18 protein-coding genes are annotated in these 18717 nt (G+C 63.4%); 7 read left to right on the forward strand and 11 right to left on the reverse strand.

The window, feature by feature from the left end; translation table 11 throughout:
- The first annotated feature begins 63 nt into the window (after positions 1-63).
- Together ACIQH5_RS17980 and ACIQH5_RS17985 are read left to right on the forward strand one after the other, a co-directional pair.
- On the forward strand, positions 64-879 hold the full coding sequence (locus ACIQH5_RS17980) for a tryptophan-rich sensory protein (protein ID WP_400405988.1): 816 nt from the start codon (positions 64-66) through the stop codon (positions 877-879).
- Positions 880-1155: 276 nt separating this feature from the next.
- On the forward strand, positions 1156-2733 hold the full coding sequence (locus ACIQH5_RS17985) for an HNH endonuclease (protein ID WP_400405990.1): 1578 nt from the start codon (positions 1156-1158) through the stop codon (positions 2731-2733).
- A 67-nt stretch (positions 2734-2800) separates the two neighbouring features.
- Here the strand turns inward: ACIQH5_RS17985 and ACIQH5_RS17990 are convergent, their stop codons facing one another.
- Entirely contained in the window at positions 2801-3136 is a 336-nt protein-coding gene (locus ACIQH5_RS17990; RefSeq protein ID WP_062071136.1) for a hypothetical protein, read from the reverse strand.
- 75 nt (positions 3137-3211) lie between these two features.
- Between ACIQH5_RS17990 and ACIQH5_RS17995 the strand changes: the two genes are divergently transcribed.
- Positions 3212-3619: a hypothetical protein gene (locus ACIQH5_RS17995; protein ID WP_400405992.1), complete on the forward strand. Its 408-nt coding sequence runs from the start codon at positions 3212-3214 to the stop codon at positions 3617-3619.
- 72 nt (positions 3620-3691) lie between these two features.
- Here ACIQH5_RS17995 and ACIQH5_RS18000 read toward each other — a convergent pair whose 3' ends face one another.
- The 4 genes from ACIQH5_RS18000 to ACIQH5_RS18015 form a co-directional block, all read right to left on the reverse strand.
- Positions 3692-4810, reverse strand: a complete 1119-nt coding sequence (locus tag ACIQH5_RS18000; protein ID WP_400405994.1) for a hypothetical protein — start codon at positions 4808-4810, stop codon at positions 3692-3694.
- Positions 4811-5038: 228 nt separating this feature from the next.
- Complete coding sequence (locus ACIQH5_RS18005; protein WP_400405996.1) at positions 5039-5605, reverse strand: hypothetical protein; 567 nt, start codon at positions 5603-5605, stop codon at positions 5039-5041.
- Between the two features lie 6 nt (positions 5606-5611).
- Positions 5612-6661 carry a LysM peptidoglycan-binding domain-containing protein gene (locus tag ACIQH5_RS18010; protein WP_400405998.1) on the reverse strand — a complete coding sequence of 350 codons (1050 nt, stop codon included), beginning with the start codon at positions 6659-6661 and terminating at the stop codon, positions 5612-5614.
- Between the two features lie 62 nt (positions 6662-6723).
- On the reverse strand, positions 6724-7479 hold the full coding sequence (locus ACIQH5_RS18015; protein ID WP_400406000.1) for a methyltransferase domain-containing protein: 756 nt from the start codon (positions 7477-7479) through the stop codon (positions 6724-6726).
- A gap of 62 nt (positions 7480-7541) precedes the next feature.
- Here ACIQH5_RS18015 and ACIQH5_RS18020 point away from each other — a divergent pair, with 62 nt between their 5' ends.
- From ACIQH5_RS18020 to ACIQH5_RS18030, 3 genes are all read left to right on the forward strand, one after another.
- Entirely contained in the window at positions 7542-8012 is a 471-nt protein-coding gene (locus ACIQH5_RS18020) for a MarR family winged helix-turn-helix transcriptional regulator (RefSeq protein ID WP_400406002.1), read from the forward strand.
- 88 nt (positions 8013-8100) lie between these two features.
- Complete coding sequence (locus ACIQH5_RS18025; protein WP_400406004.1) at positions 8101-9576, forward strand: MFS transporter; 1476 nt, start codon at positions 8101-8103, stop codon at positions 9574-9576.
- A gap of 208 nt (positions 9577-9784) precedes the next feature.
- Positions 9785-10144: a hypothetical protein gene (locus tag ACIQH5_RS18030; RefSeq protein ID WP_400406006.1), complete on the forward strand. Its 360-nt coding sequence runs from the start codon at positions 9785-9787 to the stop codon at positions 10142-10144.
- On the opposite strand, the gene ACIQH5_RS18035 is transcribed toward ACIQH5_RS18030, so the two are convergent.
- The 5 genes from ACIQH5_RS18035 to ACIQH5_RS18055 are packed head-to-tail and all read right to left on the reverse strand — an operon-like array spanning position 10141 to position 14524.
- Positions 10141-10536: a RidA family protein gene (locus ACIQH5_RS18035; RefSeq protein WP_400406008.1), complete on the reverse strand. Its 396-nt coding sequence runs from the start codon at positions 10534-10536 to the stop codon at positions 10141-10143. The genes ACIQH5_RS18030 and ACIQH5_RS18035 overlap by 4 nt on opposite strands.
- Before the next feature lie 32 nt (positions 10537-10568).
- On the reverse strand, positions 10569-11333 hold the full coding sequence (locus ACIQH5_RS18040) for an amino acid ABC transporter ATP-binding protein (protein ID WP_400406123.1): 765 nt from the start codon (positions 11331-11333) through the stop codon (positions 10569-10571).
- Positions 11333-12256 carry an amino acid ABC transporter permease gene (locus ACIQH5_RS18045; RefSeq protein WP_400406010.1) on the reverse strand — a complete coding sequence of 308 codons (924 nt, stop codon included), beginning with the start codon at positions 12254-12256 and terminating at the stop codon, positions 11333-11335. The genes ACIQH5_RS18040 and ACIQH5_RS18045 overlap by 1 nt, the downstream gene beginning before the upstream one ends.
- A gap of 29 nt (positions 12257-12285) precedes the next feature.
- Entirely contained in the window at positions 12286-13227 is a 942-nt protein-coding gene (locus tag ACIQH5_RS18050; RefSeq protein ID WP_400406012.1) for an ABC transporter substrate-binding protein, read from the reverse strand.
- Positions 13228-13237: 10 nt separating this feature from the next.
- Positions 13238-14524: an alpha-hydroxy-acid oxidizing protein gene (locus ACIQH5_RS18055; protein WP_400406014.1), complete on the reverse strand. Its 1287-nt coding sequence runs from the start codon at positions 14522-14524 to the stop codon at positions 13238-13240.
- 128 nt (positions 14525-14652) lie between these two features.
- On the opposite strand from ACIQH5_RS18055, the gene ACIQH5_RS18060 reads away from it, so the two are divergent.
- Positions 14653-16332, forward strand: coding sequence for a PucR family transcriptional regulator (locus ACIQH5_RS18060; protein ID WP_400406016.1), 1680 nt, complete (start codon positions 14653-14655; stop codon positions 16330-16332).
- Between the two features lie 17 nt (positions 16333-16349).
- Here the strand turns inward: ACIQH5_RS18060 and ACIQH5_RS18065 are convergent, their stop codons facing one another.
- Positions 16350-18704, reverse strand: coding sequence for a glycoside hydrolase family 65 protein (locus tag ACIQH5_RS18065; protein WP_400406018.1), 2355 nt, complete (start codon positions 18702-18704; stop codon positions 16350-16352).
- Positions 18705-18717 lie beyond the last annotated feature (13 nt).

Genomic DNA, 18717 nt, shown 5'->3' on the forward strand with positions numbered 1-18717 from the left:
CCCCCTGAATGCATGACCCCGCACATCCCATCCGCACATCCCATCAGGAAAGAGGCTCAGCACATGAAAACTCAAAGTCCGGATCTTATGCGGCAGATCGCAGTCACCGTGAGCCTGGTGGTCTGCATTGTTGGTTCCATGATCGGCGTCGGAGTCTTCGGCGGGACACCCATTGCGCAGGCAGCCGGCGGTGCCCTGGCCGCCGACTCAACACTATTGGCCCCCGCCACGCCAGCCTTCTCCATATGGTCGGTGGTTTACGCCGGACTGTTGGCTTATACGGTGTGGCAGTGGTTGCCTTCGCAGCGGACCAACCCCAGGCAACGCTCGCTCGGATGGATCGTTGCTGTGTCCATGGTCCTCAACGCGGCGTGGATCCTGTCCGTTCAGGCAGGCTTGCTTCTTGTCAGCGTGCTGGTGATTCTGGCGTTGCTTGTAACCCTGGTTCTGGCCTTCCTCCGCTACAGCAAGAGCGGCGCCGGTTCCTGGGTTGAAGCCGTAGTTGTTGATGGGACATTGGGGTTGTACCTGGGCTGGACCAGCGTGGCCGTGTGCGCAAACATCGCGGCCGCGTTGAAAGCTGCCGGTTTTGGGGGCTTTGGGTTGCGGCCCGAAGTCTGGTCCGTGGCTGTACTGGTGGTGGTGGCCGTCGTCGGAATCGCCTTGGCAATCAAGGGTCACGGCCGGCTCGCCTTGGCGGCTGCTATCGCGTGGGGCCTCGCGTGGATCACCGTCGGCCGCAGCGCCGACGCACCTGAGTCATTCCCGACGGCGGTCGCCGCGGCTGTTGCTGCTGCCCTGGTTCTCGGTGCGGCCATCACCGTAAGGGCCCGGAGTGTGATGGCCGGGGCCGGTGCAGGGGTTTCCGCTGGGCGGTGACGCGCTGAGGTTGGCCGTCTTGACCACGGTTTCCGCCCCACCGGTGACGAGCCGGGTTGACCGGGTTAACCGCGGTTTCCGCCCCACCGGTGACGAGCCGGGTTGGCCGCGGTTTCCGCCCCACCGGTGACGAGCCCGGGTTGACCGGTTGGCCGTCACACACACCACGGAGGGCAGGCCCCCGCTTCGACGCGCTGTAGGCGCGAAGCTGGGCACTTTTCCACATAGGCCGGTTGGGGTCTTATAGCCTCAACTGCTTGCTGGAAGAGTTGAGGCATGGAGAAGATTCGGGCCACGCAGACGCCGTCAGGCGATGTGCCCGATCGAGCCGCGAAACCTCTGCCGAGCGACTCCACTCCCTCTTTCTCAGGGCCTCTGCCGGGCGACTCCACGCCCCCAGCCTCAGCGCCTCTGTCTGGCTCTTCAGCGCCCCGGGTTTCTGACCTGATCGCACTCCTTGGGTCGGTCCATCTTGGTAGCTCCAGCCGCGAGCTGATCGAACAGATCCGCGGGCTGGAGAACATGAAGTCGGCCATCACCGGGCTGCAGGCACGAATAGCTGTGGCCTTTGATCTTGCCCAACGCCAGGAACAGGCCGCTGCTGGTGTTCCGGCTTCGGAGCAGGGTCAGGGTGTGGGTGCTCAGGTGGCGTTGGCTCGGCGGGAGTCCCCAAACCGGGGATCCCGGTTGTTGGGCTTCGCGAAGGCTGTGGTGACCGAGATGCCCCGCACGCTGGCCGCCTTGGAATCCGGACAGCTCAATGAATGGCGGGCCACGCTGCTGGTGAAGGAAACAGCGTGCCTTTCGGTTGAGGACCGGTGTGCGGTGGATGAGGAACTCGCCCCCGATGCCGGGACCTTCGAAGGGAAAGGCGACCGGGCAATTATCGCTGCTGCGAAGGCTGCCGCGTACCGTCGTGATCCCCGCTCGGTGGCTCGTCGTGCCAGTCACGCAGCCACCGAACGAACAGTGAGCCTGCGACCCGCTCCGGACACCATGACTTACCTCACGGCATTGCTTCCGGTGGCTCAGGGTGTGGCTGCGTATGCCGCGTTGACCCGGGCCGCGGACTCAGCCCGTTCCAGCGGCGATTCCCGTCCCCGCGGCCAGGTCATGGCCGACACCTTGGTGGAGCGGGTCACCGGAACCCCGGGTGGGTTCTCCGGGATCAACCTGGACCTTGTGATGACGGACCGCACCCTGTTTCAAGGCGACAGCGAGCCAGCCCGGCTCAAGGGGTACGGAATCGTCCCGGCACAGTGGGCCAGAACCCTGCTCGAGGAACGTCAGGCACGCAAAGAGGGAGAGCTGGCGACCGCGCAGAAAGTCGCACCAGAGCCGGACCATGAGCTCACTGTGTGGCTGCGGCGGCTCTACACGGCACCCGGAACGGGCGAGCTCCTCAGCATGGACTCCAAAGCAAGGATTTTCCCGCCACGACTACGGCGCTTCATTGAAGCCCGGGACGATACCTGCCGCACCCCATACTGCGACGCGCCCATCCGGCACATCGACCATGTGGTTCCGTGGCGCTCCGGAGGCAGCACCACCCTGCGCAACGGCGCAGGACTCTGCGAAGCCTGCAACCACACCAAAGAAAATCCCGGCTGGACCACCAAACCGCTCTCAGGAGAGGCCCACACCATGGAGCTCAGCACACCAACCGGGCATACTTACCAATCCACTGCGCCACCATTACCGGGGTATGATCGTGCCTTAGGAGGCGAAAGCGACTCCACCTCATCGGGTGACGCATCATCATCGGATGGCGAAGCATCATCGGGTACCCAGAGGCCAACGCCTGCAAGACAGGAACCGCCTCATCGTGCCCGCCGACATCTCGTCCGCACCTAGATGCCAATCAAGGGGATACCGGCAGCTCCAGGCATCAACCAGCGGCCACCGCATCAGCCAGCAACTACTACGGTGCGCAGGCGTCCTTCAGTGCCTGGACTGACTCAGCCGGCACTTCGTCTCCTGCTTCCGCGATCTGGTTCAACGGCGTCGTAATCTCTGCGGGAACGCCGGCGGCGCCGGCGGCGGAGACCAAACCGGCGAGTACCTGCTTGTCCTGGACGCTGACCAAGCCGTCCTGGACTACGGCGCAGACCTGCTTGGTCACTTCATCGGCGGCAGCCGTAGCCACCTTGGAGGCCGCCTCGCTGGCTGCGTTGCCAGCTGCTTCCTCCACGGCTCCGCAGCCCACGAGCAGCAGCAAAAGGGGGACGGCGGACAGTGCTGCGAGTCGACGGGTCATGACTCCAGACTAGCAATCGCCTGCTGGCAGAATGGCACCCTGGCTGAGGGGTGGTTGCGTTGATACGCTCACCGCATGCGGATCCGCCCGATCGACATCGTGGATATCTTCGTCTACCTCGTTGTGCTGGGGGTGTTCATCCAGCTCTTCCCGGCCGTCATCTCCGAATCGTTCCTGCTGGCATTGCTCACTGCGATCCTGCTCAAGATCGTCCTTGAGGTAGTGCTGTGGTTTAAGAAGAAGATCGTGAGCCGTATTCGGGGTGGAAAGACGGCGGTGGTGCGTGTCATCAGCGTGATCGCGTTGCTCCTGGTCATGCCGGGAAGCAAGTTCGTGGTCCTGGAGCTGGTGGCTTTCGTCTTCGGTGACGCCGTCCAACTCGGCGGATTCTTCGCAGTAACAGGACTCATCATCGTGCTGATGCTGGCTCGCGGCGGCATGAGGCGCCTGTTCGTGAACACGGAGAGTCCGGCTGCCGGTTAGTCGAAAACCCCGGCTGCGAAGCACAGCTGTGCCGGCAGTGCATGGGCAACCACCGGCACAGCAAGGGAGGATCTAGCCGGCGATGAGCTCCTTGACCGGGCCTTCGTGCAGAGCCAGATACACATGGTCCCGGATCTGGTTGGCCTGCTGATCCGTCATGGTCCGCGTGAGGGGACGCATCACTACCCGGAGCAGGGCATTGGACTGCCCTTCGCGGATGCGGAGCCGTTCCTGCGCTGCCGGGGGAAGCGACCCACAGGGAGTCAGTGCCAGCAGTTCCACGCTTTCAAGATCCTCGGCCAGGTCTCCCTGGGCAGTCCGGACCCTGTCGCCGAGCACTTCAGCATCCAGGTCTTCCCCCACCACAATCGAAACATCCCGGCTGATCGAGGGCAGGTGGGAGACGGGCTTCCAGGGTTCCAGGTCCATCATCTGCTGTTGAATTCGTGGCTCCGCGGACCTCAGCAACCTGATGTCAGGGATGCCCTTGCGTAGCATCAACGCGCGGTCCAGCCCCATCCCGAGTGCCAGCCCTGACCAATTCCCGGGATCCAAACCAGCGTCCAGGAAAAGTTGTGGCGACATCAGCCCACACTCCGCGAGTTCCAACCATTCGCCATCCATACGGACATCGATCTGCAGGCCGTGGAGCGTGTAGGGATGGACGGCCGGAACTGCCCTCCATTCCGCGCCCGGAAGTACAGCCGCCACAAGGGATTCGACCATGCCCTGCAAGTGGCGCGGGCTCAGGGCCGTGCGGGAACTGACCCTCCACAGGTCCACTTGATGGGGCGTCCCTACGTGGGTGCGGTCAATGGAATCACGCCTGTAGACCAACCCCGGGATGGCCCAGAGCTCGTCGATGGAGTCGTCGGGATCCAGACCACGCAACAGGGACGGGATGGATGCAGAGGTGTGGCTGCGCAGCATGACGGTGGGGCTGATGTACCGGGAGTACCTTTGATCGCGTGTAACGTCTGCCGGGCTGAACCCCAGACGATCGTAGTTGTCCGCAACGCTGACCAAGGGACTGTGGCGGATGGTCCGTTGCGTTACATCCCACTTGTCGCGCAGGGCACGCAATACGTCCCGCAACAGTATCTGCATGGCGTGTGGGCGGTAGTCAGGATGGGAGAGGTCCCTGACATTCAGGGCGTTGTGAAGCTCGTCCGGGCTTAAATATGTAGGCATAGCTGGTCCTTACTGTGTGGAATGAGTGGGTTTCCTCCCCCGACTCACTCCGCGCCAGGACCTAGGCGCGCGCCAATAAGCCCTCGCGACCGGAGACCGGTCGGGGGCAAGTAAATCTGCGCATGGAGAGCATGGGCCGACTATACCCCTCTGCGGGGCTCCGGCACAGGGACCGGCACAGGCACGTGCGAACTTCGCGTTGCCTGCTAACCACGGGTTGCTTGGTCACTACGGATTGCCCGGAAGCCGGACAGTGTCCGCCCCGCATCGTAAAGCCAGGCCTGAAGAGTCGGAGGAGAGAGCACAGTCTCCCCCAATCGCCGCACCCAGGTCAGTGATCTCCGGTTGGCGTTGCCACTCGTAAAAGGGGCCCTGATAAGGCGTGAAGATGTCCGACCCATAGGTCTGGGTAGCCACCAGCACATGTTGTCCATCTGGAGCTGTGTATGCGGAATAGTTCCAGACCGAGGCCAAGAGAGACAACAAGAAAATGCCGACTAACCAGCACAGTGTCGCACCAGCCAGCAACAGGCCGAGCAGTATTTTCAGGCCCCGCCTCACCCAAATCACCGCAAGTTTGTTCACTGGTGTCGGCACCAAGCAAAAACCAGCAGCAAACACCAAGAGACCACCGAGCCCGAACAGGAAGAGCGACCACCAGTCCTCGTCAACAAGCACGTAGAACAGGAGCGGCTCTCCCTGCGGCCCCTTGAAAGGGTGGGCCGCCAGCACGGCGTACGCAGCCAAACAAAGAACCGCGAGGATCAAGGCCGCCAGACCCCACTTCTTCCTCAATCCGGGCTACCTGTTGATCGGCTTGTTCAGGGCGAGGCTGATGGTCTGGCCAGCCGCCAGCTCCCCGGTGGAAATGTCAGAGAATTCGTACCACGTCGCGCCAGTCCCCGTGAGCGGCCGGTTCGCCGAACGAATGTCAACAACGCTGAAACGGAAGGAGACCTGCCCCTCCGTGTCTCCCGCCGCCGTCGTGTAGGTCATGGGGATGCCATCAGCGTCGGAGGTGAAGGTGCCCCGGGCGCCGTCGATGGGGAGGTCCCCTGGAATCAGCCGCACTTTGGTGCCTGCAGGGATGGGCTTGTCCGCCAGCAGAGTGGGGTTGTACATCAGCAGCTGCTCAGTGGTGGACCTGAAGGTGTAGCCGAGGCTGTCGAAGGAATCACCGTCAACACTGGTGTAGAAGATGGTCTGGCCGAAGGAGTTATTGATCGTCTCACCGGTACCGGACCTGCTGTCCACCGGCCTTTTCTGCAACTGGATGAGGTGCCCTTCACGGATGAAGTACGTGTTGCCCTGCTCATGCACAAACGGGACCTTGTTCGCTTCGGCCAGCTGCTTGCTGCTGATTCCGAACCGGTAAACGATCCCATCCAGCGTGTCGCCGGCTTCGATCATGTAGGTCAGCGGGATGCCCTGTGCGTCCTCAGTTGCCGCTCCCTTGGCGCCCGTGATGGGACCCGGCGCAGGAATCAGCTGCAGTTTGGTGCCCGGCGCCAGAGTCGCCCCGGCCGGCATGCCGTTGAATTGCGCGAGCTTCGCTGCGGAGAGCTTGAAGGAGTCAGCCACGCTCGCAAGGGTGTCGCCGTCGACCGTTGTGTAGAAGTCCACGTTTCCGAACGAATCGGTGACCGTGGTCCCTTTGAGGGAGGCATCGTCGACGGCGGCAGTAGCGCCGGGCGCGCTGCTCGCCGAAGATGCGGAGTTGGTTGGTGCAGGGTCGGGTGATGATGCAGAGTCTGGTGATGCAGACCCGGGTGATGCGTCTGCGTAGGTACAGGCGGCCAGCCCTGAGGTCAGCGCTATCGCGAGCAGGACAGATCGAGCCGCAAACTTCATATTTCCCCCAAAGCACCCGGCGTTACCGCGGGCAAACACCCCAATAAACAGTCATTAAGACCCTAGCGTTCAATGAGCCTATAGACGGACACGTGGCTCCGGGACTCAGCCGTGAATTCGCTGCGATCCCAGTCCGCCCACCTGGACTCCAGCTCGAACCCGGCTATCCGCGCCATAAGATCGAGTTCGCTGGGCCAGATGTAACGGTGGGGTGTCCGCCCAATCCGCGCGTCGCGCCCGTCCGCAAGGTCCGGGCCGAACCGAACGTGATGTGAGATGACATGTTGGCGCAGCACATCGTAGGTGTCCACCAGCAGATAGCCGGGCTGACTCACCTCCACCGTTCCGCCGTGGCCAGGCGGCAGCGAGCGCATTTGTGGCACCCAGAGCTCAATGACGAACCGGCCGCCGGGCGCAAGGTGACGGGCAGCATTCTCGAAGCACCGGATTTGCTCGTCCTGCGTCAAGAGATTGGCGATGGTGTTGAACACCAGGAAAGCCAGTGAGAACGTTCCAGTGACCCGCGCTTGGGTCATGTCACCTTGAACCACGGGAAGGTGGTCCTCACCCACCTTTTCGCGAAGCCGGGCGATCATCGCGTGTGACAGTTCGATGCCGCTGAGAGGGACACCGGCCTCCGAGAGGGGAATGGCCACCCGACCAGTGCCGATGGCAAATTCGACGGCGGGACCGTTGCCGGCGAGTTCGGACAAGACTTCCACCGTGGGGCCGAGAACCTCGGGAGAGAACATCCCCTCACCGGGAGTGTCGTACTGACCGGCGGCTTCCTCGTCCCAGAGCTGTTGCTGGTTGATCATCCGTCCACTATTGCAGCTGGGCACCGGCGGCTTGGCGAGGCGCCCCCACCTATGCTTGACGGATGGGAGAAAAGCCAGTGGATCATGTGGCGTTGGCCGTCTGCATGATTGATATCTCGTCCGATATTCGGCGTAAGTCGCTCAACGAGACGGGCCTCCGCCCCATTTCGAACGGCGTCCTGGAGATTCTCCGTGTGGTTGAAAGCCATCCAGGGGTGACGGTCGCGGAGGTGGCAGCCCGACTGGGACGGCAGCTCAGCAACGTGAGCGTCCAGTTACGTGAGCTGGTGGCGGCGGGCCTGGTGACCAGGATCAAGGACGCCTCGGACAAGCGCTACGTCTCCCTCCACCCCACGGACGAGTCCAAGCGCATCAAGTCGCTCCTCGAAGGCGCATGGGCCGAGGCGCTCACGAAAGCCAGCGAACGGCTGCTCCCCGAGGAGCGGGAGCAGATAGCGGCGAGTCTTCCCGCGCTGGAGCGGCTGGCCTCGTTCCTTGCGGAGCCTGAAAAGGCCCCGGAACTGCATCACTAGGACGTAAGTCACTGCCTCTCGGCTTACACGAGTCACCAAAAGTACTTATACTTTCATAAGTATTACTACTTGCAAGATTGGGTGACGCGTGGCATCACAACTACTCGAATCGGCGGGCGTCCAGGCCCAACCGGGCAAGAACAACAAGAAGAGCATCGGCTGGCGGGCCCTGCCCTTCCTGGCGCTCGCCCAGTTCATGGTGGTCCTGGACGGCACCATCGTGAACCTGGCACTCCCGCGCCTCCAACTGGAGATGGGCATCAGCGATTCCACCCGCTCATGGGTAGTCACCGCCTACGCCCTTGTCTTTGGCGCCTTCCTGCTGCTGGGCGGCCGCATTGCGGACTTCTGGGGCAGGAAGCGAACCTTCCTCACCGCCTCGGCCGGCTTCGCCATCGCCTCCCTCATCGGCGGCCTCGCGCAACAGCCATGGGAACTGATTGGGGCACGTGCACTGCAGGGAGTGTTTGCAGCTCTTCTTGCCCCGGCCGCCTTGGCCCTGTTGACGGTCGCCTTCCCGGGCGGCAAGGATCGCGGCACCGCGTTCGCCATCTTCGGCTCCATCAGCGGCGTGGGCGCGGCGGTGGGCGTGCTGCTGGGCGGCTTCCTCACCCAGTACGTTTCATGGCGCTGGTGCTTCTTCGTCAACGTCCCCATCGCAATCATCGCGCTCATCGGCGTGTGGACGTTGGTGAGCGAAAGCAAAGCCGGAGGCTCCACCAAGTACGACTGGCCCGGCGTCGTGCTTGCCGCCCTGGGACTCGGATCCTTGGTTTACGGCTTCGCGAACGCTGAACACGGCTGGGGTGCCATCGAATCCTGGGGCTTCATAGCCGCAGGCATGGTGCTGCTGGTCCTGTTCGTCGCCGTCGAGCGCAAGGTCAAGAACCCGCTACTGCCGCTTCGAGTGGCAACGGAACGCAACAGGGGCGCGGCGTTCCTGGCATCATTCCTGGCCGGGGCCGTGTTGATAGGCGGCATCCTCTTCATCAACTTCTACCTCCAAATAGTCCTGGGCTTCGCGCCATTCGCGGCCGGCATCGCATCCTTGCCCATGACCGTGGTGCTGATCGCGACCGCGGCCCTGGTTGCGAAGAACCTGCCCAGGCTGGGAGCAAGAATTCCCAGCGCACTCGGCCCCCTTTTCATGGCGGCCGCCATGCTGTGGCTCACCCGGGTCACTCCCGAGGGCACGTACCCGGTCACCATGCTGCCGGCCCTCATCCTCATGGGCATCGGGCTCGGCATGGTTTTCGTCCCCATGCAAAACCTGGCCCTCTTCGGTGTGGATAAGGACGACGCCGGCGTGGCCAGCGCGCTGGTCAACGCATCACAGCAGATCGGCGGCTCACTGGGCATCGCACTCTTCAGCGCCTTGGCCGCGGCAGCCACCGCCGCCGCTGGCGGCTCGTCACTGGCCGCCCTGACGTCCGGCTATTCGCTGGTGTTCCTGTGGGCCGCAGGAGTGGCGTTGCTGATTGTCCCCGTGGCGCTGCTCCTCATCAGGATCGACCGCAGGACGTTCAGCGGAACGGACGACACCCCGCACATCCATCTGGGGTAGAAACTACAAAGGCGCCGCCACCCAACCGGGTGACGGCGCCTTTGCGCTGCGTTCCTCCTGCACCGAATTCCCTCTGGTGCCGTGCTGACCGAGCGATGTACGACGGCGATCGCCTCACGTAAACATTGGCGTGACATAACTCACATTCTGTAAGCTGGATTCAAAGTCACGCATTCGGCTTTCACCGCCCTACTCCCGGGAGGTCCCTTTGGCCCCCAACTCGCTCAAGGCCGAGATTCTCCTGGCCCATGGCGTCGGCCCTTCGGCTGCCAGTGTTGCTCGACGAAGAGCAGCCGAAAGCCACGGCCACCATCGCGTTGCCACCAACAAACCTGACGCCCTGCTGGGTGCCATCGCCGTCCGTCAGCTGTTCCATCGCTGGCCCCTGGTACCGTCCCGGGAACTGGAACGGATCCGTCACGTCCTGATCCACTGCGATCAACTCGGCTCTCCGGACACACACCACTTGTCCGAGCCGGCCCAAGCGCTACTGGACCTGATCAACGGTGAGTTGGACCGGCGTCGTGCCTTAGCCAAAACCCAGCAGGAAACCGCGAGCAGCAACTAACTGGCCTCGGGCGCGGGGATAGCAGCAACCACGTCGATCTCCACCAGGAAGTCGCCCAGGAACGAACCCACGGTGGTGCGCGCCGGATACGGGGCCACAACGTACTTTTCGTAGATGGTGTTGAAACCATCAAAGTCGCGCCCCGGGTGGTGCAGGTGAACGGTGGCCTTGACCACGTGGGAGAAGTCCAGGCCGTGGGCACCAAGGACCTCACCAAGGTTCTTCATGGCCTGGATGGTTTGTTCCTCAATGGTGATCCCTACCCGCTCGTCGCTGATGGGGTCGTGTGGCGTCTGGCCCGCGGTGAAGAGGAATCCGTTGGCCACAATGGCTTGGGAGTAGGGGCCGGCCGGGCTGGGAGCGAGGCTGGTGACGACTTGCTGGCGGGACATGAATTGCCTTTCGTTGCTATTGAAAAGAGTTGCTAAAGGACCTTCGAGAGGAACGCCCTGGTGCGTTCCTGCTGCGGGTTGTCCAGGACTTCCTCGGGTGGCCCGCTTTCCACCACCACGCCGCCGTCCATGAAGACCACCTGATCGGCCACCTGCCGGGCGAAGCCAAGCTCGTGGGTCACCACCACCATGGTCATTCCGGCCTCAGCCAAGGACTTCATCACGTCAAGGACTTCGCCCACCAGCTCGGGATCGAGCGCGGAGGTGGGCTCATCAAAGAGCATCAGTTTCGGCTTCATGGCCAGTGCCCTGGCGATCGCGATGCGTTGCTGCTGACCGCCGGAGAGTTCCTGGGGGTAGGAGTGTCCACGGTTGCCCAGGCCCACCCGGTCAAGCAGGGCCTGCGCTTCCACCACTACCTCGCGCCGCGGCCGGCCAAGCACATGCACCGGCGCTTCGATGATGTTTTCCATCACGGTCATGTGCGGGAACAGGTTGAAGCGCTGGAACACCATGCCGGCGTTGAGCCGCGAGCGGGCCGTCTGGCGTTCCTTCATCTCGTAGAGCTTCCCGTTGCGCTCCGCGTAGCCCACCAGGTGCTCATCAACGTAGAGGCGACCCGCGTCCACCTTCTCCAGGTGGTTGATGCAGCGAAGGAACGTGGTCTTGCCGGAACCGGATGGCCCGATCAGGCAGGTCACCGATCCCTTTTCAACCCTCAGGTCTATGCCTTTCAGGATTTCGATAACGCCGAAGTTCTTCCGGACTCCCCGGGCTTCCACCATGGCGGTAGTCATCATGCTGTCCTTGTCTTTGGCTTGCGGATCCGTCGCGGCGCTGAGTCGAAACCGCGGCCGTACCGGCGTTCAAGTTTGTTTTGGAAGAAGCTCAGGATGGTGGTCATAAGCAGGTACCAGAGACTGGCCACGATCAGCAGCGGAATGGTCTGGTAGTTGTTCGCGTAGATGATCTGGGCCGAGTAGAGCAGGTCTGAGATCGCCAGGACGCTCACCAGCGAGGTGCCTTTCAGCATGGAGATGACCTGGTTGCCCGTGGGCGGCAGCACCACTCGCATGGCTTGGGGCAGGATCACCCTGTTCATGAGCTTGCCTCCGCTCATCCCCAAGGCCCGGGCGGCGTCGTACTGTCCCTTGTCCACCGATCCGATGCCGCCGCGGATGATCTCGGCCATGTACGCGGCCTCGTTCAGGGACAAGCCCAGGAGCGCGGCACCCAGCGGAGAGATCAGGACGTTGGCGGAGCCCAGGACAACGGACGGGCCACCGAACGGAAGCCCGAACGCGATCACCGGGTAGAGCGCCGCGATGTTGTACCAAAAGATCAGCTGAACCAAGAGCGGTGTTCCGCGGAAGAACCAGATATAGCCGCGGCTGATGGTGCTCAGAATCGGATTGTCGGAGAGCCGCATGATCGCCAACAGCGTGCCCAGCGCGATGCCCACGGTCATGGACACTACGGTCAGCAGAAGCGTCAGCCCTGCACCGGCGAGGATCTGTGGGGCGAACAGGTAGGACACCACAACGTCCCAGCGGTACCGTTCGTTCACGGCCACATCCCAGGCAGCGCCGAGGGCGACCAGGATGAGGACGACGGCGAGGGCCAAGCGGACCGGGTGCTTCAACGGCACTACGGGGATGGAGTCACCTGCCACTGATGTGGCGGGCTCCTTGGCGTTGGGGGCCAGGGGTTGCTTTTGCATGGTGGTCACCTTCGTATCGGGTGCATTCATTACTGGGCGAAGTTGACGCGGGCGTCGGTGATGGCGCTGGTCTCGAGTCCGTACTTCCCAAGGACCTTGGTGTAGGACTCGCTCTTGATCACGGCGTCCAATGCTGCGGAGACGGACTTCACCAGCCCGGATTCCTTCGGCATGCCCACGCCCACCGGCGCGAACTCGTACGTCCGGGCAACCTCGATCTGCGGGTTCTGGGTGGCAGCGAAGTTCAGGATGGGCGAGTCAGCCAGCACGGTGTCGAGGCGTCCGCTGGTGAGGGCGGAAATGGCCTGCCGGGTGTCCTGGAACTCGCTCTTCTGGATGCCGTCCTTGCCGGCAGCAGCGCAGGCTTGGTCATAGGAAGGGACGTTCACGGTCAGCTGGTACGAGCCCGTGAGGAGCCCTACTTTCTTGCCGCAGAGTGCGTTCTCATCCTTGATGCCACCGGGATTGCCTTTAGGAACGGCAATGGCGTTACCGATCTGCATGTAGTCCACGAAGTCCAGGACTTCCATGCGCTTTTCCGTGGGGGTCATGGACGAGACGGTCATGTCGTAGCGATTAGCCGCAAGGCCGGGAATGATGGAGTCGAAGTTGGCCACTTGGATGTCCACTTTGACACCCAACGCCTCGCCGATGAGACGGGCCACGTCCGGGTTGGTTCCGGTCATCTCCTGGGTACCTTCGCGGTAAAACTGCGTTGGCGGTTCGTTGGTGGGGATGGCCACGCGCAGCACCTTGGAAGCCTTGACGGACTCGGGCAGAAGATCGACGGCGGCCTGGTTGACTTCCAGCGCGGGAACGCCGGTGCCCGCTCCGGCAGCGTCGCCGGACGGGTTCGACGCCGATGCGTTGCCGGCGGGGCTGCATGCCGTCACTGCCAGCAGGAGCGCTGCCGTAACGGCAGCAATGGGTAAGCCCGACTTGGTTCGTTGGGTAGATGACAGCGGTTTCATTGGGGAGTCCTCATTTTTGCAAGGCCAAGGTGGCCTCAGGGATACGGGTGGGTTGGGTGCGGGCGAAGGCTTCGTTGCGGTGCCGGATCAATTCCCGGCCTTCCGTCCGCAGTTCCTCGATGGTGGACACTCCGAGGAGCATCATGGTGCGGGTCATTTCGGCCCTGATCATTTTCAGGACGTGTTCCACGCCCGCCTGGCTGGCGGCGGCCAAGCCATACAAGTACGGGCGCCCGATGGAGCAGGCGTCCGCACCGAGAGCCAAGGCCTTGACCACGTCGGATCCCCGGCGGATGCCGCCGTCGACGATGATTTCCATCCGTCCGGCAGTTTTCTCCACAATGTCCGGGAGGACATCCAGCGGAGCCGCCATGTGGTCCAGCTGCCGTCCGCCGTGGTTGCTGACCTGGATGGCGTCGATTCCCATCGAAGCCGCCAGCGCGGCGTCGTTCGCGTTCACTACGCCCTTCAGGACGATGGGACCGTTCCAGCGTTCCCGCAGGTCCCGGATGTCGTCCCAATCGGTGGGCTCGTAGGAACCGGCAAGCAGCGTGCGCCACATGTCCGGCGAGCTGGCTAGTGGACCCTCGGGGACCTCGGCGTCCAGGTTGGGGAAAGCGATGGCGTCGTTAGCCAGGAATCCCAGCGCCCACGCGGGGTGCAACATTCCCTCCACAACGGTTTTCGGCTTGATGGACGGCGGGGCGGTAAAGCCGTTGCGGTAATCACGTTCGCGGTGCCCGATGGCCCTGCAATCGACGTTGACCAGCAGGGCCTCGTAACCGGCATTGGACACGCGATCCAGGACGGCCTGCAGGAGACCCTTGTCCGAGGTGGGTTCCAGGTTGAACCAGCGGCGAAGTCCCGGCGCCGCGGCACTGACGTCTTCCAAGGTGGTGGTGCTCAGGTGCGCCAAGCCGTACGGGATGCCGGCGGCGAGCGCTGCGCGGGCAACGGCGGACTCTCCCTCGGGGTGGAAGAGCCGGGTGCCGCCTGTGGGCGAGAGGGTCACCGGCATGGAGACGGGCCCGCCGAGGAGGGTCGAGCCAAGGTCCAGATTGTCCACCGATCCCCACTTGGGGAGGAAGGACCAATCGTCGAACGAGGACCGGTTGCGGCGGAGCGAGACCTCGTCCTCCCCGCCGCCCTCGATGTACTCGAAGATGCTCTTGGGCAGGCGCTTGGCCGCCATTTTCCGCATGTCCTCCACGCTATAGCACTTGCGTGACAGGCGCTCCGAGACGGATCGGGCCGGTCCCTGCACCGAGGCGAGCGCCTTGATGTCCTTGAGTTTCATGGTGTGTCCTCTGCGTTCCTGCTGGGGTTACCCGCCCAGCTCCTTTCCCAATAGTGACGCAGATCTCTCCCGCTCTATATGTGAATACCTCCACAAGATGGGGATGGTGCTTGTGATAACGTCCAGCTATGGACACAGCAATGGCGCTTCCAGAGCCCCAACCCGCCGAGCTCTCCCAGGCCGGGACGCAGCAGTCCGGCATGCAGCAAACCACTGTCCGGTTATCCGATTGCATCCAGCTCATGCAGGCAGATCTGGTGCACGCCAACCCCACGCCGGAGAACCTCGGGCACCCCGTTTCCGATGTGCTGATGTACGACCCCCTGGACCACTGGTCAAGCGTGGACGATCGCATCATCCTGGCCGTGGGGTGCACCTACGGTTCCCCTGATTTCGATCAACTCCTCCACCGGGCCGCGAACAGCAATGCGGCGGCAGTGGTGGTCAAGGCGCACGGTGCCCGGATGGAGGAGTTGCGCGCAGCGGCCGTCCGGCACAGCCTCTCCGTGCTGGTGGCACCGGACAATGCCGACTGGACGCGGCTGGTGGCGCTGGCCCGGGCATCAGTGATGGGCGCTGCCGCGGACTCGGTTTCCGGGGTCAGGCTGGGAGATCTCTATGCTTTCGCCAATGCCGCGGCGTCCATCACCAACGGCGCGGCGAGCATCGTGGATCCGCTGGGCCGGATTCTGGGCTATTCCACCCTGCCAGGGCAGCCCATCGATGAACTCCGCCGCATCACCACGCTGACACTGCAGGAAACCACCCAGCCGGCTTTCGACCAGGATTTCAAGATCGTTTATGCCGCCCCGGGAGCGGTGTTGGTGCCAGCGCCCGACGACGGCATGGCCCGCCTTGCGCTGGCCGTGCGGGCCGGCGGTGAACTGCTTGGGTCCATCTGGATCATCGACCCCGGGGAAGAGAAGCGAGCCACGGCTTTGAACGCGCTGGATCGGATGGCACCCTTGGCCGGGCTCCATATGCTGCACGCCCGATCGGCCTCGGACTTCGGCGAACGGCGCAATGCCGACCTCATCCGGACGCTCATGGACGATACTCCCCATGCCTCGTTCGCCGCGGCGCAGCTGGGGCTCGATACCGCCAACGGGCTCGCCGTGGCAGCATTTTCCATCGTCCGGCCGGAGACGGGAAGCTTGGAGTCCGTCCGGGAAATCCACCGGCTGCTGCACTTGGTGACCACGGTATGCAACGTGCAGTTCGGCACCAGCCACAGTGCCTTGATCGGGTCAGTGGTCTATGCGCTGCTGCCCTGCAACGGAGCCTCCCCTCGGGCCCTGCACGGCAGGATCATCCAGGAAATCGAGGCGTATTCGCACACCATCAGCTCGTTCCCCGTCATCGCCACTGTGGGCGGCATCGCCGTCAACGTGGAGGAGTTACCCCGATCCAGGGGCGAGGCAATGCAGACCCTGCACTACCTGCTGAATCAGCAGGCCCGTGGAGATGGGGCGCCCAGCGTTGCACTCTTCGAAGATTTCCAGATTCCGCTGAACCTGCTCAAGATCGGGGCGTTCATTGAGGACAACGGGCTGGCTGGCGCGGATGAGATCGCCAGGATCCAAGCCCACGACGCCGCGCAGCAAACAGATTACCTGGACACACTCCGCGCCTATTTGGCCTTCAACGGAAACATCTCCGCCATGGCCGCCGAACTCCACGTGCACAACAACACCGTCCGGTACCGCGTGGCCCGCCTGGCCGAGGACTTCACCCTGGACCTGGCGGACCCGCAGAAACGGTTATGGCTGTGGTTGCGCGTGACCACCATGGACCTCGCCGCGAAGTAGCCCCGCGAAAGCCGGCTCTACCGGATGATGGGGAGTCCCGCCGTCGGGAAGACGCTGGGGAAGATCGACGGCGGCGGGACCGGCACGGTTTCCAGCGGCACCGTCACGGTGTCGGTACCCACCGTGACGTGGTGGTCCCGAACGTCCAAGCGCAGCGGTTCCTCGCTGTAGTCCTGACCGGATACGAGCGTCAGGGCGATGGAGCCTTGCGAGAGGTCGACGGCCAGCAAACGTCCATGCACCTTGAGCCTGAAGGACAGCCCCTCCCACTCCCCCGGCAGGCGCGGATCGAAGCGTAGTACCTCGCCTTGGTCCCGCATGCCCGCGAAACCACAAACCAAGGAGCTCCAGATCCCGCCGGTTGAAGCGATGTGGACGCCGTCGATGGTGTTTCCGTGCGAGTTATCGAGGTCGATGAACAGTGCCTCGGTGAAGTGCTGCAGCGCGACGTCCCCGTAGCCGACTTCGGCCGCCATGATGCCCTGCACACAGGCGGACAGGGTGGAGTCGCCGGTGGTGATGGGATCGTAGAAATCGAAGGCGCGCTGCTTCTCCTCCGCCGTGAAGTCCTGCCACTGCAGGAACATCGCCAGCACAGTATCGGCCTGCTTGAGGACCTGGTGGCGGTAGATCACCAAGGGGTGGAAGTTCAGCAGGAGCGGGTACTTGGACTTGGGCGTGTTCCAGTCCCAGGGCTCCAGGGTCATGAAGTCGTTGTCCTGGCTGAACACCTGCAGGTGCGGATCGTACGGAAGGGACATGCGCTCGGCCGCCTGGCGCCACACCATGCGCTCGGTATCGGCGATGCCGTCGTGCTCCAGTGCTGCAGCGGCACGCAGGTTAAAGCGCGCCATGACGTTGGTGTACAGGTTGTCATTGACCACGGCCGTGTACTCATCCGGGCCGGTGACGCCGTGGATGTGGAACATGCCGTCCTTGCCGAAGAACCCCAGCGAAGCCCACATGCGGGCCGTCTCAATGAGCAGATCGGCACCCAACTCACCACGGAAGGTGGAGTCGCCGCTGGCCCATTCGTAGCGGTTGGCCGCGAAAGCGATGGCCGCGGCGATGTGGAACTGGGCGGTTCCTGCCGCATAGTAGGCGCTGGCTTCCAGGCCATTGATGGTCCGCCACGGGAACAGCGCACCATCAACACTGAGCTCCTTGGCACGCACCCGGGCGTCCGGCAGCATGGCGTGCCGTGATTCGAGCACCTTCCGGGCGCCGCACGGGTTGGTGTAGGTCAGGTACGGCAGGAGGTAGACCTCCTGGTCCCAGAAGTAGTGGCCCTCGTAACCGGAACCGCTCACACCCTTGGCCGGGATGCCCGCCACGCCCGCGCGGGCAGTGGCTTGAGCCAGTTGGAACAAACCCCACCGCACGGCCTGCTGCATTTCGGGCTGGCCGCCGATTGAGATGTCCGCGGTGGTCCAATATTCGGCGTAGTGCGCCTTGCTCTGGTCCAGGATCTCAGCGAAGGACACCAGGTTGGCTTCGGCGTCCGTCGCGAGGCTTTCGCCGCGGTCTTCTGCGTCGCTGGAGCCGGCCACCACGTAACTGACGGTCTTCTCCACACGGAAAGTGTCGCCGTCGTGAATGGCCAAAACGTAACGGACGGACGAGTCGTCCTCCGCCACCAGCGTCTCAAACGGCTGGCCCTCGGCGGAGATCCAGTGATCCACGGCCATGGCCACGCGCTGGCGCGATTCGGAGGTCTCCCACGCGAGACGGAGGGAGCCGTCCGCACCCTGGAGGTGCAGCGGCAACAGGACACGGCCGGCGTGGCGGCCGGAGCGGCGCGGGTCATGGACCGAGTGGTCCTCCACAGGCTGGTCCTGGCGGTTTACGACGCCGGAAGTGATGTCCGCGGACACGTCCCGATCAGCTGTCAACGACAATTCCAAGCCAAGACATCCGCGGGCATCGAAGCCCACGGCGCGTCGCTCAGCCGTGGTGACGGTAGCGCCGGAGCGGCACGCCCACGTAATGGTTTCCTCGTAGATGCCCGTGGCAAAATCCACGCTGCGGCGGTAGTCCAGAACGGTGGATTCGGCCAGGCTCAGAGCTTCACCGTCAATGGAGACGGTGAAATTGTTGGCGTCCGGCACGTAGACGATCCTCTGGCCCGTGCGCGCAAAACCGTAGGCATTCTCGGCGTGCTTGATGTCCCAGATCTCATGGAAACCGTTGATGAACGTGCCGGGAAGCTCGCCGTCGCCCGCCGTGGAATGCGAGCCACGGATGCCGAGGTGTCCGTTGCCAAGCGCGAACAGCGTTTCCAGCGTTCCCTCGTCACCAGGGACGTGGATGTTTTCCACGAGCTTCCAGGGCTCGCAGGGGAAGCGCAGCCGATCGGAGCTGATGAGTGCCATGGGCTGATGAAAT

Source organism: Paenarthrobacter sp. NPDC091711 (assembly GCF_044756605.1).
Classification (GTDB): domain Bacteria; phylum Actinomycetota; class Actinomycetes; order Actinomycetales; family Micrococcaceae; genus Arthrobacter.